9 protein-coding genes are annotated in these 16,459 nt (G+C 59.1%); 1 reads left to right on the forward strand and 8 read right to left on the reverse strand.

Going from position 1 to position 16,459, the window contains the following annotated elements:
• Positions 1–11 precede the first annotated feature (11 nt).
• A complete protein-coding gene (locus tag ACTQY1_RS04000; protein WP_441368954.1) occupies positions 12–1,346 on the forward strand; it encodes a CitMHS family transporter in 1,335 nt (444 codons plus the stop codon).
• Positions 1,347–1,418: 72 nt separating this feature from the next.
• Here the strand turns inward: ACTQY1_RS04000 and malQ are convergent, their stop codons facing one another.
• The 8 genes from malQ to ACTQY1_RS04040 form a co-directional block, all read right to left on the reverse strand.
• Positions 1,419–4,712 carry a 4-alpha-glucanotransferase gene (gene malQ / locus ACTQY1_RS04005; protein WP_441373800.1) on the reverse strand — a complete coding sequence of 1,098 codons (3,294 nt, stop codon included), beginning with the start codon at positions 4,710–4,712 and terminating at the stop codon, positions 1,419–1,421.
• Between the two features lie 120 nt (positions 4,713–4,832).
• Positions 4,833–6,470, reverse strand: coding sequence for a glycogen synthase GlgA (gene glgA, locus ACTQY1_RS04010; RefSeq protein WP_308664313.1), 1,638 nt, complete (start codon positions 6,468–6,470; stop codon positions 4,833–4,835).
• A 5-nt stretch (positions 6,471–6,475) separates the two neighbouring features.
• Entirely contained in the window at positions 6,476–8,443 is a 1,968-nt protein-coding gene (glgB, locus tag ACTQY1_RS04015; RefSeq protein ID WP_022486964.1) for a 1,4-alpha-glucan branching protein GlgB, read from the reverse strand.
• A 19-nt stretch (positions 8,444–8,462) separates the two neighbouring features.
• A complete protein-coding gene (locus ACTQY1_RS04020) occupies positions 8,463–10,916 on the reverse strand; it encodes a glycogen/starch/alpha-glucan phosphorylase (RefSeq protein WP_308664315.1) in 2,454 nt (817 codons plus the stop codon).
• Positions 10,913–12,025, reverse strand: coding sequence for a glucose-1-phosphate adenylyltransferase subunit GlgD (gene glgD / locus ACTQY1_RS04025; protein ID WP_022486966.1), 1,113 nt, complete (start codon positions 12,023–12,025; stop codon positions 10,913–10,915). The genes ACTQY1_RS04020 and glgD overlap by 4 nt, the downstream gene beginning before the upstream one ends.
• Positions 12,018–13,235, reverse strand: a complete 1,218-nt coding sequence (locus ACTQY1_RS04030; protein ID WP_022486967.1) for a glucose-1-phosphate adenylyltransferase — start codon at positions 13,233–13,235, stop codon at positions 12,018–12,020. The genes glgD and ACTQY1_RS04030 overlap by 8 nt, the downstream gene beginning before the upstream one ends.
• A gap of 634 nt (positions 13,236–13,869) precedes the next feature.
• Positions 13,870–15,168: an O-antigen ligase family protein gene (locus tag ACTQY1_RS04035; RefSeq protein ID WP_308664619.1), complete on the reverse strand. Its 1,299-nt coding sequence runs from the start codon at positions 15,166–15,168 to the stop codon at positions 13,870–13,872.
• A 4-nt stretch (positions 15,169–15,172) separates the two neighbouring features.
• Entirely contained in the window at positions 15,173–16,453 is a 1,281-nt protein-coding gene (locus ACTQY1_RS04040) for a bifunctional folylpolyglutamate synthase/dihydrofolate synthase (RefSeq protein WP_308664618.1), read from the reverse strand.
• Positions 16,454–16,459: the final 6 nt, after the last annotated feature.

Below are 16,459 nucleotides of genomic sequence, written 5' to 3' on the forward strand. Positions count from 1 at the left end.
GGAAATGCATTATGTTCTTGGGCATTGTTGGTTTCCTGATGGTTGTGATTATCGTGGCCGCTCTGATCCGCGGTAAATCCAACCCGGTACCTCTGTTTGTGATGGTACCTGTGATTGCGGCTCTCATCTGCGGGTTCTCCCCTGCGGAAATCTTTGGCTTTGTAAAAGCCGGGGTGAGCAAGACCTGGTCTACGGCTGTACTGTTCATCTTCTCCATCGTTTACTTCTCCATGATGGGTGATATGGGTCTGTTTGATCCCATGGTGAACTGGCTGGTGAAAAAAGCCGGTTCCAACATTGTGATGGTTACGGTGGCCACCGCCTGCATCGCTGTTATTTCCCACCTGGACGGCGCTCTGGCTTCCACCCTGCTGATCACCATCCCCGCCATGCTCCCCATCTACAAAAAGCTCCACATGCGTCCTGTGGTGCTGGTGTGCATCATCGGCGCGGCCATGTCCATCATGAACCTGCTGCCCTGGGGCGGTCCTGTAGCCCGTACCGGCGTGGTGCTGAATGCTGACGTAAACGCTCTGTGGCAGGAACTGCTGCCCCTGCAGGGCGTTGGTCTGATCATCCTGCTGGTATTCGCCGCTTACATGGGGGTTATGGAAAAACGCCGTGGAGCTGGTCTGAATCCTACCGGCAAAGCGGCTCAGCTGTCTGACGACGACGAAGACAAATCCGCTGACGATGACCTGTCCGCTGAAGATGCTGAATTCATGCGCCGTCCCAAGATGATCTGGTTCAACGGCATCCTGACCCTGTTCGTTATCGGCCTCTTGTGCTTCACCAAGATTCCTCTGTACGGTGCTTTCATGTTCGGTCTGGCCGTGGCCCTGGTTGCCAACTTCCATTCCGCCAAAGACCAGGCTCGTGCCATTAAGATGCACGCTGCCACCGCTCTGACCATGCCCATGATCCTGCTGGCTTCCGGCGTATTCCTGGGGGTTCTCTCCAAGACCGGCATGATGAAGGCTATGGCCCAGATGCTGATTGCCATTGTTCCCGCAGCTCTGGGGCCCCATCTGCAGGATGTGTTCGGATTCTTCGCCGTACCCATCGGCATGATGCTGGGTACCGACTCCTACTTCTTCGGCCTGCTGCCTCTGGCCATCGGCGTTGGCCAGCAGTTCGGCGTTGATCCTCACAACATGGCTATGGCCATGCTGATCGGGAAGAACTACGGCGTTATGGTTACTCCTCACGCTGCCACCACCTTCCTGGCCTGCGGCCTGGCTGGCATCTCCATCAAAGAACTGCTCACCTTCTGTGCTCCCCGCCTGTGGGTTCTGTCCTGGATCTCCCTGGCCTGCGGCCTGATGCTGGGTCTGTTCCATCTGTAAGATTCATACAAAAAAGCCACCCCTTCGGGGGTGGTTTTTTTGTCAGCTGTCTGTTGACAGAATGGGCCCGCCTCAGCGGGCCCATTCCTTTACCATCTTCCTCAGCCGCTCTGCCAGTTTCTCTGTCAGCTGGCCTTTTTCCAGCTTCCACTGCCAGTTCCCGGTGGGGGTGCCCGGGGTGTTCATCCGGTATTTTCCCGGAAGGGCCAGCAGGTCCTGGGCAGGGACGATGGTCCAGCGGGCGTTCCGGCTGTACAGATACCGGATCAGGGGCTCCACCAGTTCTGCAGCCCGCTTCCGGTCCGGCACTCCGGCTTCCCGGGGCATTACCATGGCCCAGATTTTCTGGAAGTCATCCTCCTCCAGGTCTTCCTGGAGCCACCCCACCAGGGTGTTGTTGTCATGGGTTCCGGTATAGGCCAGGCACCCGGGTTCCGTGGCAAAATCCCTGATTCCGTCCTCACGGGTCCGGCTGTGGAACTGGAGGATCCGCATTCCCGGCAACCCCAGTTTTTCCCGGAGCTCTGTCACATCCCGGGTGATGATCCCCAGGTCTTCCGCCACAAAGCCCAGGTCCGGCACGGCCTGCTCCACGGCTTCAAAAAGAGCCGCTCCCGGCCCCGGGATCCACCGGCCTTCCCGGGCATCCTGCGCACCGGCTTTCACCCCCCAAACCGCTGCAAACCCCCGGAAATGGTCGATCCGGACCCAGTCTGCCTCTGTGGCCAGCACCTGGAACCGTTCCTGCCACCAGCGCCAGTTTTCCTTTTCCATAGCCTGCCAGTTGTACAAAGGGTTCCCCCACACCTGGCCCGTCCGGCTGAAATAATCCGGGGGTACTCCGGCCACTTCCGTGGGATATCCGTCCCCGTCCAGCTGGAACAGTTCCCGGTGAGCCCACACATCAGCACTGTCTGGTGCCACAAAGAGAGGCATATCCCCCAGGAGGGTGATGCCCCGGTCCCGGGCGGCCCGGCGGATCTGCTGCCAGGCTTTCCAGAACACGAACTGCCCTCCGGCGGCCCTGGTCATCTGGTCTGCCAGCTCCCGGCGGGCTTTCTCCAGGGCCTCCGGCTCCCGGTTTTTCAGTTCTTCCGGCCAGGTCTGCCAAGGCTGCCCGGGAAACCTGCCCTGGAGAGCCCGGAACAGGGCATAATCCTCCAGCCAGTACCGATTCTTCCGGCAGTATACGGCAAATTCCGGGTCCTCTTTCCGAGGCAGCGGGAAGGCCCCGGCAAACAGAGCTTCCTGACCTCCGAAAGCAGACTGGGACAAATAGGGAAAATCTCCCAGCCCTGGCGGATTGAGGGGCAGGATCTGCCAGATCTTCTGGCCGGCAGCCTGGAGGAAATCCAGGAACCCAAGAGCAGAAGCCAGGATCTCCCGGCCGTTTTCCCCGGGCAGGGAAGTGGAATGGAGGAGCACCCCGGCGCCCCGTTCCAGGAGCCTGCCAGGGGCCTTCTCCGGGGCTTTTTCCCGGCACCGGTACACTACAGCGCTCCGAGGCGGCAGATCCAGTACAAAGGAACCTCCCGTAACCGGCACCGGCTTTCTTTCCGTCTGCGTTGCTTCCAGCCAGTCCCCCAGGTTCCATACCGGTTCCAGTTCTCCGTACGCCAGGCCTTCCGTATCCACTTCCGCCTGGAGAGGCTGGTCTCCCCGGTTCAGGGCGATTACAAAGACTCCGTTTTCACCCGGCTGGCCGAACACGTCCCGGCCCCCTTCCAGGAACCTTCCATATACATACCCGTCTCCCCGGGCCCAGAAAGTCTGGAACCGTCCGGTAGACAGGGCAGTATGAGACCGGCGGAGCTGGATCAGGCTCCGGCAGCAGCCTTCCAGCTGTTTGTCCTCCTTCCCCCAGGGGAAGGGCTTCCGGTTCTCCGGGTCCCTGCCCCCGGTGAGCCCGGCTTCATCTCCGTAATACACTGCCGGAGCCCCGGGAAGGGTCATCTGCCAGGCCCGGAGGAGTCCGTTGAGCGCCCGGGCCTTTTTCGGTTCATACCGGGCTTCCAACAGAGTCCGGAGCCGCTCCACGTCATGGCTCCCCAAAAGGTTCAGCATGGCGTACAGATTCTCCCGGGGATAGTTCTCCACCTGCTGCCAGTACCGGCGGTCCGCTCCCTGGGCGTCCGTTTTCCCCAGGGCAAAATCCAGCATCAGGTTTCGGAGCACATAGTTCATCACGCTGTCCAGTTTCCCCCCGGACAGGTACTGGCGCTGGATTCCGTAGCTCTCCTTGTTGGAGGCGTCTTCCCACACTTCCCCGATAAGGGCCGCATCCGGCTCCTTTGCCTTCAGTTCCTGGTAGAAACAGGTAAGGAACCCGTCGGGCAGTTCGTCGGCCACATCCAGCCGCCAGCCGCTTATTCCGGCATCCAGCCAGTGATGGAGCACGCTGTCTTTGTCCCGGATGATGAAATCCAGGTAGGAAGGCTCCGTTTCCGTCACTTCCGGCAGGGATCGGTCCCCCCACCAGCAGCCATAGTCTTCCGGATATTTCCGGAAATGGTACCACTTGTAATAGGGAGAAGCGGGTCCCTGCCAGGCGCCCAGGCCCTTATAGGTCCCGGCCCGGTTGAAGTACCGGCTGTCGGCCCCGGTGTGGCTGAACACCCCGTCCAGGAGGATCCGCATCCCATGGCGCCGTGCTTCCCGGCACAGGATCCGGAAGGTTTCTTCAGAACCCAGGAAGGGATCGATGGCCTTGTAGTCCCCAGTATCGTACCGGTGGTTGCTCCGGGCCTGGAAAATGGGGTTCAGGTACAGACAGTTCACGCCCAGTTCTTCCAGATAGGGAAGCTTTTCCAGGATTCCCTCCAGGGTGCCTCCGTAGAAGTCGTAGTAGGCCACCTGGCCCTCTTTGTCCTTTACATAGCAGGGATCCCCTTCCCAGGCGCTGTGGATCAGGGCTCCCGGCTTTCCCTGGAACCGGTCCGCCGGCACCTTTCCCCGGCAGAACCGGTCCGGAAAAATCTGGTACACCACCGCCTGTTTCAGCCAGGCCGGCGTCACCGAGTCCCGGTCGTAGACGGTAATCTGGAAGGAAGGGGGCTCCCGGTCCCACAGCTGGCCCATTCCTCCCTGTTGGGCCTCATTGTTGCCGTACCAGCAGGTTTCCTCTCCCTGTCGGATCAGAAAATAATACCACACCAGGCAGCCCCGGTCCGGCACGGTGAAGGTGATTCCGTACCGGCGGGACCTGACTTCCGGTTCCTCCCCCGGCTGCCTGGCTTCCGCCCTCTCCGGGGCTTCCTGTTCTTTCTCCGTACACTCCATAGGCAGGAGGATCTCCCGGTCATCCTCCCAGAGACGCAGAAAGACAGCCTCCGTCCCCCGACCCTGCACCACCAGATGCAGGGTCACGGCAGTCCCTCCCGGGACCGCCCCGAAGGGGAAACGGCAGGCTGTCTGACGAGAATCATGATAGGCTGTAATTTCCACGATGCTTATCCTTTTCTATTCCAGCCGGATCCCCGGAGTCCCTTACCGGAACTCCGGTTTTTTCCGGACGGCTTTCCGGACCGGCGTCTTCCGGGCCGTCTTCTTGTGGGCGGCGGTTTTACGGAGGGCCCGCTTCCGGGTGCCGGCAGCTTTGGTCCGCAGTCCTTCCCCCGGTGCCTCTTCCGGCAGTTTTACCGCCACATCTTCCAGTGTCAGCTTCACAGCCGGTGTCGGCGCTTCCCCCGGCCCGGCGATTTTTTCATACAGAGCCTTGTAGGCCCGGGCGGACTTGTCCCAGCTGTTGTCACTGTGCATGGCATTGAGCACCAGCTTTTCCCACACCGTGTCCTCCTCATAGTCGCTGAGCCCCCGTTTGATGGTGAACAGCAGCTCATGGGCGTTGAAGTGGGCAAAGGACAGGCCGTTCCCTTCCCCGGAGAACTTTTCGAAGTTCTGGACCGAATCCCGCAGGCCTCCGGTGGCATGGACTACAGGAATGGTGCCGTATTTCATGGAGATCATCTGGCTCAGGCCGCAGGCTTCGTACCGGGAGGGCATCAGGAAGAAATCCGCCCCGGCATACACCCGATGTGCCAGATCCTCGCTGAACAGGATGTTCACGGACACCTTGTCCGGATACCGGGAGGCCAGGTCCGTAAGGGCCTGTTCATAGGCTTTGTCCCCGGTGCCCACGATCACCAGCTGGATGTCCTCCTGGAGCAGTTCGTCCATGATGCAGGTCAGAAGATCCAGCCCCTTGGCTTCCACCAGACGGGAGATCATGGCAAACACCGGCACCCGCCGGCTCACCGGCAGTCCCAGTTCCTTCTGGAGGGCTTCCTTGTCCAGGGGCTTCCGGATGAACACGTCTTTGTCCGTATAGCCATAGGGGATCCGGGGATCCTCCGCCGGGTCATAGGCCTTTTCATCCATGCCGTTGAGGATCCCGGTGATCTTCCCCTGGCACAGCCGCACATAGCCGTCCATTCCTTCCCCGAAATAGGGATACCGGATCTCTTCCGCATAGGAGGGACTTACGGTGGTCACAGCGTCCGCATATTCCATCCCGGCCTTCAGGTAGTTGACGCAGCCGCCGTTTTCGATTTTCCCACTGTCGAACAGGCTCCGGGACAGCCCCAGTACATCCTCCACGATTTCCGGCCCGTAGATGCCCTGGTATTTCATGTTGTGGATGGTAAACAGGCTTTTGATGCCCTGGTAGAAGGGATCCTTCTGGAAGTCCTCCTTCAGGTACACTCCCATAAGCCCCGTATGCCAGTCGTTGCTGTGGATGATATCCGGCCGGAACCCGATATGGGGCAGCATGGCCAGCACCGCCCGGCAGAAATAGGCGAACCGCTCCCCGTCGTCGAAGAACCCGTACAGGCCCTCCCGTTTGAAATAATATTCGTTGTCGATGAAGAACACCGGCACCCCGTCTTCCAGGGTAATCTTTTCCACCCCTACGTACTGCCGGCGCCAGGCCAGATCCACGGTTCCCTGCCACACCTGTTCCATCCGGCCACCGTATTTTTCCGCCACCTGGGCGTATTTGGGGATCACCAGAGCTGTTTCCACCCCTTCCCGGCGGAGTTTGGCCGGCAGGGCCCCCATTACATCCGCCAGGCCCCCGGTTTTGATGAAGGGCACGGCTTCTGAAGCTGCCAATAACACTTTCATGGGAATCACCTTCTTCTTTCTTTACCCGGGAGATTGACTTTCTTGGTTCCGTCCCCTTCGGTTTTCCTGATTTTTTTCAAATAAAGCACACCCAGAGGCGGCAGGGTCAGCACCAGGGACTGTTCCCGGCCGTGGAAAGGCACCTTTTCCGTTTCCACCAGCACCCGGCCGTCCTCCCGGAGCGTCCCGCACCGGACTCCGCTGCCGCCGAACTCTTCGGCGTCACTGTTGAACACTTCTTCCCAGGCCCCCGGTTCCGGGGCCCCGATCCGATACTCCCGGCGTACCACCGGGGTGAAATTGCACACCACAACGGTTTCCGCATCCGGATCCTGTCCCTTCCGGACAAAGGCAATGACGCTGTTGTCCCGGTCGTCGCAGCTGATCCACTCAAAGCCGGTCCAGTCGTAATCCACCTGCCAGAATTCCGGGTGGTCCAGGTAGAAATGATTCAGCGCCCGGCTGTAAGCCTGCAGTTCCTGATGCTTGGGATAATCCAGCAGCAGCCAGTCCAGCTGCTCCGCATACCGCCATTCGATGAACTGGCCGAATTCCCCGCCCATGAACAGCAGCTTCTTCCCGGGATGGCTCATCCAATACCCGTAAAAGGCCCGGAGCCCGGCAAATTTCTGCCAGTAGTCCCCTGGCATCCGGTCGATGAGAGATTTTTTCCCATGGACCACTTCGTCGTGGGACAGGGGCAGGATGAAGTTTTCCGAAAAAGCATAGTACAGGGAAAAGGTGATCAGGTCCTGGCACCCTTTCCGGTACAGGGGATCCGTGCTCATGTACTGGAGCATGTCGTTCATCCAGCCCATGTTCCATTTGTAGTTGAAGCCCAGGCCTCCCTGATCCACCGGCCGGGACACCAGAGGCCAGGTGGTGGATTCTTCCGCCACCATAAGGGCCTGGGGCTTTTCCCGGAACACCGCCGTGTTCAGCTGCCGGAGGAATTCCACTGCTTCCAGGTTCTCCCTTCCCCCGTATTTGTTGGCCTGCCACTGGCCGTCCTTTTTCCCGTAGTCCAGGTACAGCATGCTGGCCACCGCGTCGATCCGGAGACCGTCGAAATGGTATTCCTCCAGCCAGAACAGGGCACTGGATATGAGGAAGCTCCGTACTTCCGGCCGGCCGTAGTCGAAGTTCATGGTGTCCCAGTCCTTGTTTTCCGCCAGCAGGGGATTCCCGGATTCGTATAAAGGCTCCCCGTCAAAGAACCGGAGCCCGTGGGCATCCCGGCAGAAATGGCCGGGGACCCAATCCAGGATCACCCCGATGCCGTTCCGGTGGAACTGGTCCACCAGATACATGAGATCTTCCGGCTTCCCATACCGGCTGGTGGGAGCAAAATACCCGGTGGCCTGATATCCCCAGGACCCGTCAAAGGGATATTCGCACAGGGGCATGAATTCCACATGGGTATAACCCATGTCCTTCACATAGGGCACCAGGGCGTCCGCCAGTTCCCGGTAGCTCAGGAAGCTGCCGTCTTCATGACGCCGCCAGCTGCCGGCGTGGACTTCGTAGATGTTCATGGGCCCATGGTAGGAATCGTATTTTGCCCGGCTCTTCTGCCAGGCTCCGTCCCGCCACCGGTAGTTCAGGGAAGCCACCACCGAAGCGGTGTCCGGCCGCAGCTGGGCCCGGAATCCATAGGGATCCGCCTTCAGGATGGTTTCCCCGGAAGCGGTGATGATGGCATATTTGTACAGGGTCCCTTCCGGCAGATCGGGAACAAAGGTTTTCCAGATTTCCCCGTCTTCTGCCCGTTCCATAGGGTTGGCTTCCGGATCCCAGTGATTGAAATCCCCCACCACACTGACCTTTTGGGCATGGGGAGCCCAGAGGGAAAAACGGACACAGGGTTTCCTGTGCCATACGGTCCGGTGGGCTCCCAGGAGACGGCAGCTGTTTCCGTTGGTCCCGTTGTGGAACAGGTACATACTGTATGAATCAATGGCACTCAGACGCATAAGGGCTCCTTTCCATGGTTCAGACCCGTACGGGCTTCACCTTCCAGATGTCCCGGGCATACTGGGACACGGTCCGGTCGCTGGAGAAATGGCCGGACTGGGCAATGTTCACCGCCGAAGCCCGGAGCCAGCCCGGCCGGTCCTGATACCGGCGGAGGATTTCCTGATGGGCTTTCCGATAGGCATCGAAATCCTTCAGGACGAAGTATTCATCGTTCCGCCGGAGCAGGTCTTCATACAGCTGACTGAACAGGGGATTGGCCTGGAAGATTTCCAGTACCCGGCGGATTTCCTCATCCTGCCGGTACAGTTCCCAGGAGGAATAGCCCCCCTCCCGGTAGAACTTCTGGACTTCTTCTGCCCGGAGGCCGAAGATCACGCAGTTGGCGTCCCCCACCAGCCGGCAGATTTCCACATTGGCTCCATCCAGGGTCCCCAGGGTAATGGCCCCGTTCATCATGAACTTCATATTGCCGGTTCCAGAAGCTTCCTTGCTGGCAGTGGAAATCTGCTCGCTTACATCCGCTGCCGGGAACAGCCGCTGGCCCAGGGACACATTGTAGTTTTCCAGGAACAGCACCTTCAGTTTTTCCCGCACCCGGGGCTCCCGGTCGATGAGCTGGGAAACAGTATGGATCAGCTTGATCACCACCTTGGCCTCCCCGTAGGAAGCTGCCGCCTTGCCGCCAAAAATAAAGGTCTGGGGCAGAGGCACCGCTTCCGGGTCCTCCAACAGACGGAGATACAGGGAATACACATGGAGGATGTTCAGCAGCTGCCGCTTGTACATGTGGAACCGCTTGATCTGGATGTCAAAGACGGAATGGGGATCGAGGGTGATCCCCTTGGTCTCCTGGACCCACCGGGCCAGGGCATCCTTACGGTCCTGCTTCACCTGTTCCAGTTTTTCCTGGAAGGCCGGGTCGTCCCGGTAGGCCATCAGGTCCTTGAGTTTTTTCGGGTGCCGGATCCACTCCGTACCGATGGTGTCAGAAATGAGAGAAGCCAGAGGTGGATTGGATTCCAGCAGCCACCGGCGGTGGGTCACCCCGTTGGTCTTGTTGTTGAACCGGTCCGGGAACACCTCATAGAAGGGGTGCAGAGTGCTTTCCTTCAGGATTTTCGTGTGGAGCTCCGCCACCCCGTTGACACTGTGGCTGCCCACCACTGCCAGATTGGCCATGCGCACCTGGCCGCCCCAGAGGATGGCCACCTGTTCCGCCTTGTCTTCCCGTCCCGGAAATTTCTTCCGGTAGGCGGCCAGCCACCGGCGGTTCAGTTCTTCCACAATGAGATACACCCGGGGCAGCAGGCTCTGGAACAGGGGAATGGACCACCGTTCCAGGGCCTCCGGCATAATGGTGTGGTTGGTATAGGATATGCTGGATACCGTAAGGTTCCAGGCTTCCTCCCACCCCAATCCCTCTTCGTCCAGAAGGATCCGCATCAGTTCCGGGATTAAAAGGGCAGGATGGGTGTCGTTGATGTGAAGGGCCACATGCCGGGGGAATTCCCGGATGTCCCGGTGGAGCCCCCGGTAGTGGCGGACAATGCTCTGAAGCCCGGCGGATACGAAGAAATATTCCTGCATCAGCCGCAGCTTCCGGCCTTCTTCCGTGGAATCATCCGGATACAGGAACCGGGAGATCTGCTGGGTGGTGTCCTGGTACTGGAGGATCTTCCGAAAGTCCCCGCCCTGGCTGGGGCTCAGGATCCCGTCCGGGGCATATTCTGCCTGCCACAGCCGGAGGGTGTTCACCGTATGGTTCCGGTACCCGGGCACCGGCACGTCATAGGGGATGGCCAGCACCGAGCTGTATCCCTCATGGACGCATTCCAGCCCCCCCTTGCCGTCCGGGCGCATGTAGCAGTTCCCCCCGAACCGGACATGGACCGCCTTGTCCGACCGTTTGGTTTCCCATGGGAACCCGTCCTGGAGCCAGGTATCCGGCAGTTCCACCTGCTGACCGTCCACAATATGCTGTTCAAAAAGACCGTACTGGTACCGGATGCTGCACCCGTGGCCCGGCAGCTGGAGCGCTGCCATGGAATCGATGAAGCAGGCCGCCAGACGGCCCAGGCCTCCGTTCCCCAGCCCCGGATCCGCCTCCTGGGGCAGGATGGCATCCAGATCGAACCCCAGTTCCCGGAGTCCTTCCCGGGCCAGGTCCTCCATGCCGCAGTTCATCAGGTTGGCATCCAGCAGCCGGCCCAGCAGGAACTCGATGCTGAAATAATACACCTGCTTGGCCTGCCGGGAATCGTACCGCTGTTCCGTAGCCAGCCAGTCATCATAGATCAGGTCCTTCACCAGGTTGGCCAGCACCAGGTACACCTTTTTGGGACTCAGGGCTTCCGGTTCCTCATTGAACAGGACCTTGGCCTTCTGGGTGAAGAGACTGACAAATTGTTTTGGATTTTTCCAGGTTTTCGTAATGACCCCGCCTTCCTTTTCCGCAGCCGGACAGGTCAGAGGATATCATACTGGATCACGCACAGGGGCGCATCCGGCTTTCCGTTGAGAAACGCTTCCGGCTGGACTTCCTGGTTCTTGTCGCAGATTACCCGGTCCACCCGGGCTTCTTCGCCGATCACCGTGTTCTGCATGATGATGGAATTCTTCACCACCGCATTCCGTCCCACCCGCACCCGGCGGAACAGGATGGAGTTTTCCACGGTGCCTTCGATGACACATCCGTCCCCCACCAGGGAGTTGGTGACTTTGGCATCCGCCATGTATTTGGCCGGAGCCTCATCCTTCACCTTGGTGTAGATTTTCCGGTCCGGCCGGTACACGGCCTTCCAGTTGTCCAGGTTCAGCATGTCCATATTGGCTTCGTAATAGCTTTTAAGAGAATGGATCCGTTTGGCATAACCCCGGTATTCATAGCCGTAGATTCCGGGATGGGACACGTTCCGGGCCATCACGTCCATAAGATACTGGTTGGGATCCTGGGCAAAGGCCCTGCGGACCATGGCCACGAACAGCCCCCCGTCCAGGAGCATGCTCCCCAGGTATATTTTGTCCCCCTTCTTCAGGGTTTCTGATTTCACCAGTTTGGTCACATGGCCGCTTTCGTTGACGGATACCACATATCCGTCCCCTTCACAGTCCGCTTCCAGGGTCTTGTACACCAATGTCACATCCGCATTCCGGTTCCGGTGATAGTGGAGCAGCTGGTTGTAGTCGATGTTGTGGACCACATCGCAGCCGGAAAGGAGCAGGTAGTGGTTCCGTTCCCGTTCCACGAACCTCAGATTCTTGTAATAAGTCCGGATGTCCCCGGTCTGAGGATTGGTCACTTCCCGGGCCTCGTCCACCGGCAGGTAGAACAGACCGTGCTGTTTCCGGGCCAGGCTCCAGTCCTTACCGGACCGGACATGGTCCAGTACGGAACGGCTGTGGAAGGGCAGCAGCAGCCCCACCGTGTCCACCCCGGCGTTGACCATGGTGGACAGGGCAAAATCGATGAGCCGGTATTTCCCGGCAAAAGGTTCAGAAGCCATGGGCCGTTTCCTGCTCAGTTCCGCCATGTAATTGGGCCCCTGAAGATTGATGAGCCCGATGATGTTGTTATCCATTGACCACCGCTCCTTTCCCGTCCTTCTTTCTGCTGGGGCCTGCCGGCTGGACCTGTGCTTCCAGTCCTTCGCTGCCGGTGACCACATGGTCGTTGCCGAACACTTTGATGCTGCCGGCGGCGCCCCGGATCACTGCGCCAGCCCGTACCCGGCACCGTTCACCCAGGATGGCATGGTCCACCACCGCGCCTTTTTCCACCACCGTACCGGGCATCAGCACCGAATCGGTGACCGTGGCCCCTTCTTCCACCGTTACATTGTAGAAAATCACGGAATGGAACACGTTCCCCAGGATTACCGCCCCTTCCCCGGTGAGAGAACTGATCACCGAGGCATTGGGTCCCACATAGTGGGCGGGCAGGGACTGGTTCCCGGAATAGATCCGCCAGTCGGGGTCGTTGAGGCTGATGGGCGGGTTGTCGGACAACAGGTCCATATTGGCCTGCCACAGGCTTTCAAATGTCCCCACATCCTTCCAGTACCCTTCGAAAGGATAGGCGAAGGTGGGCACTTTGTCTTCCAGCAACCGGGGGATGATGTTCTTCCCGAAATCATGGTCCGAATCCTCCCGAGCCGCATCTTCCATCAGGTACTGTTTCAGCACATCCTTGTCGAAAATGTAGATGCCCATGGACGCCAGGTTGCTTTTGGGCTGGGCGGGTTTTTCCTCGAATTCCCGGATGCTCATATCCTCATTGGCGTTCATGATCCCGAACCGGGACGCTTCGGAAAGGGGTACCCGGAAGGTGCTGACGGTGACCTTGGCCCGGTGCTTTTTGTGGAAAGCCAGCATGGTGCTGTAATCCATGGAATAGATATGGTCCCCGGACAGAATCAGTACATACTGGGGATCGATCATGTCCAGGAAATTCAGGTTCTGGTAGATGGCATCCGCCGTGCCTTGGTACCAGTTGGAGGAATCCTTGTCGTTCATGTAGGGAGGCAGCACAAAGGTGCCCCCGCTGTCCCCGCTGTCCAGGTCCCAGCTGCTTCCGTTGCCGATGTACCAGTTCAGTTCCAGAGGCTGGTACTGGGTCAGGATCCCCACGGTACCGATCCCGGAATTCCGGCAGTTGCTGAGGGTAAAGTCAATGATCCGGTATTTGGCGCCGAAAAGCACCGCCGGTTTGGCCACGTTTTTGGTCAGGACTCCCAGACGGCTGCCCTTGCCGCCGGCCAGGATCATAGCCAGACATTCTATTTTCCTCAAAATCATCGCCTCCTGTAAAGATAGGTGCTGCATGTTTTTCGTATACAACTGTCTGCAAGCTGGTAAGAACAGGAAAATATACCCCTGCAGTCGCTGTCTCTTTGTCTATTTTACCATATTTATGAAAAAAAGGGGCTGTTGCATGAGCAACAGCCCCTTTTTAAGGTCTCAAGTCGTAAGGCTCGGACCACTGGCTAAAACCTGTCCTTTGGCCAGATTCATTTGAAGAAAAACGCAGCCAGTGGGCTGCTAACCCACCACCATTGCGCAAGCGCAACGGTCCCCCGCCCTTGTAAAGGGCGGATACTATCACGCAGGCTGCTCTCTCGTATCACAAAAGCATTGGGCCGAAGGCCCAAGCGTATATCCGCCCTTTTCAAGGGCGGATACTATCACGCAGGCTGCTCTCCCGTGTCACAAAAGCATTGGGCCGAAGGCCCAAGCGTATATCCGCCCTTTTCAAGGGCGGATACTATCACGCAGGCTGCTCTCTCGTGCCACAAAAGCATTGGGCCGAAGGCCCAAGCATATATCCGCCCTTTTCAAGGGCGGGGGACCAGCCGCAAGGCTGGTGGTGGGTTAGCAGCGTCAGCTGCGTTTCCCATCCCGGCCAAAGGCTAACTGCGTTTGGCTTCTACTTGTTCCGTACTTCAGACGCCACACAGGAAGATGCGGTGCCTGATGGGCCGCCTCTTCCGCCGCTCAGCCGGTCCGCAATGAGCAGGATGGCGTTCCCTGCCCAGAACAGCATGCCCAGCTGACTGTTGAACAGGGTATGGTCAGTAAGGCCGCTGATAAAGATCCCCACCAGGGAAGCCATGTACCCGCAGGCCACCCCTCTCAGCCAGGGCAGGGTCCGGTTCCGGTGCCGGATTTCCCGGGCCAGCAGGAACAGCCGGACCATCACACAGAGAAACAGCAGCAGCCCCGGTATCCCCAGTTCTGCCGTTATGTTCAGCAGCAGGTTGTGGCTGTGGTACATGAACACATCTTCCGAAATGAAGAAGTTGTAATCCGGGAAGGCATAGCCATATCCATACCATCCCACTCCGAAAGGATGGTCCCGGATCATGTCCAGGGAGCTTTCCAGGTAGAAGAACCGCAGTTCCGCGGACGTGTCATGGACGGAAAAAATGGACATGAGCCGTTCCGCCAGCTGGTTCCAGAACAGGTACAGCACCCCCAGGCCCCCTCCGATGAAGGGCAGGAAAGCCTTGTGATAGAACGCTCCGGCAAAGATGAACAGCACCCAGAAATAGGCCACCCAGTTGCCCCGGGAAAAGGTCAAAATCAGGCAGGCGGTGGAGAGAAGGAAGATCCCCACTAGAGCCCACCGGGTCTTTCCTCCCTTCAGAGGAGCGAAAAGCCCTTCACAGTAAGCCACCGTGGACACCAGGAAGGTGCCCAGGATGTTGGGATTCACCAGGGTGGAAATGGCCCGCCGGGACAGATGCTTGAAAGCCTGGTGGTCGATCCATTCCATATTCTGGAGACTGGTGCCGAAGAAATACTGCCAGATGCCGAAGGCCGCCACGAACCCGGCAGAGATCATGAAGATTTTGGTCAGGAACAGGGTCCGGCGGCCGGTACTGGCGTACCGGAGCACCAGGTAGAAAATCCCCGCCTCCTGCCCCACCACCCACAGCCAGTTCAGGGCGCAGGCGGCCGGGTTTTCCGACCACAGGGTGCTGACCCCGCTCAGGATGAACAGGGCCCACAGGGGCCGGCTGATGGTCCGGGGGATCTGGATGGCCGGCCAGAACTGCCCGGTCTTCCAGATGTTCACCAGGTTCAGCAGAAAACAGATGCTGAACACGATTCCCGCCCCCAGCTGATGCAGGGGCAGGATGAAAAACAGCAGAGAAAGGACCCCGAAAATAATCTGATTCAGGTTCCAGGATGCGGGGAGACCCCAGCCTTGCGGTCTTCCCATGGTCTTACCGGTCCAATCCCAGTTCCTTGAAGGTGCCGATGAGATACAGGGACCCACAGACGATCACCACGTCCTCCGGCCCCGCTTCCGACACCGCCCGTTGGTAGGCAGCGGTGAGATTCTCCATGGGAACCGCATTCTTGTGGAGCCGCTGGGCCAGTTTTTCCGGTTTCTCCGACCGGTCTCCCTCATGAGCCAGCACCGTATAGATGGTGTCTTCCGGACGGAACAGGATGTCCGATACCTGGCTCACGTCCTTGTCCGCCATCATGCCGAACACGTAGATCCGCCGGGCTTTGGGATAATACTCATCCAGAGCCTTCCGGAGCACCGTCACCCCGGAGGGATTGTGGGCCCCGTCCAGGATAATGTCCGGGTTCCGGTGGATCCGCTCCAGCCGTCCCGGCCACCGGGCCGCCTCCATCCCCCGGAGCATGGCCGCCTCATCAGGCACCCCGTGCTTGTCCCGGAGGATCTCCGCTGCCGTAAGGGCCGCCGCCCCGTTGAGGATCTGGTGTTCCCCGGGCAGGTGGATGGCCACTTCCAGTTCCTTTTCTCCCAGCCGGTACAAAAAGGTCTGGGTGTCCATGGAACTGGTGAGTTCTTCGGTGGAAAAATCATCCCCATATACATACAGAGGGGCATGGTTGGCTTCCGCCGCACCCCGGATCACTTCCAGGGCCTTCCCTTCCGCCTCCGTCACCACCGGCACCCCCGGTTTGATGATTCCCGCCTTCTGGGCGGCAATGGCTTCGATGGTCTTCCCCAGCCGTTCCGTGTGTTCCAGGGTCACATTGGTGATCACGGACACCTCCGGGGTGATGATGTTGGTAGAATCCCACAGGCCGCCCATGCCCACTTCGATCACGGCACAGTCCACCTGCTTTTCCGCAAAATACAGGAAGGCCATGGCGGTGATGAATTCAAACTGGGTGGGCTGTTCTCCTCCCTGGGCCAGGAACCGGTCCAGAGCGGCTTTGGTCTTTTCCGTTACCGCGGCAAAGTCTTCATTGGAAATCTCTTCCCCGTTGAGGCAGATCCGCTCGTTGTACCGGACAAAGTGGGGGGAGGTGTAGCTCCCCACCTTCAGCCCCGCCTGCTGGAGCATGTTGGCCAGAAATGTGGTGACACTGCCTTTGCCGTTGGTCCCGGTCACATGGACGGTCCGGATCTTCCGTTCCGGATGGTCCAAAAGGGCCGTAAGCCCCTGGATCCGTTCCATGCCCAGATGGATGCCGAACTTGCCCAGGCTTTCTACATAGTCTACTGCGTCCGCATATTCCATAGTCTG

The organism is Acidaminococcus sp. HCP3S3_G9_1 (genome assembly GCF_052122455.1).
Classification (GTDB): domain Bacteria; phylum Bacillota; class Negativicutes; order Acidaminococcales; family Acidaminococcaceae; genus Acidaminococcus.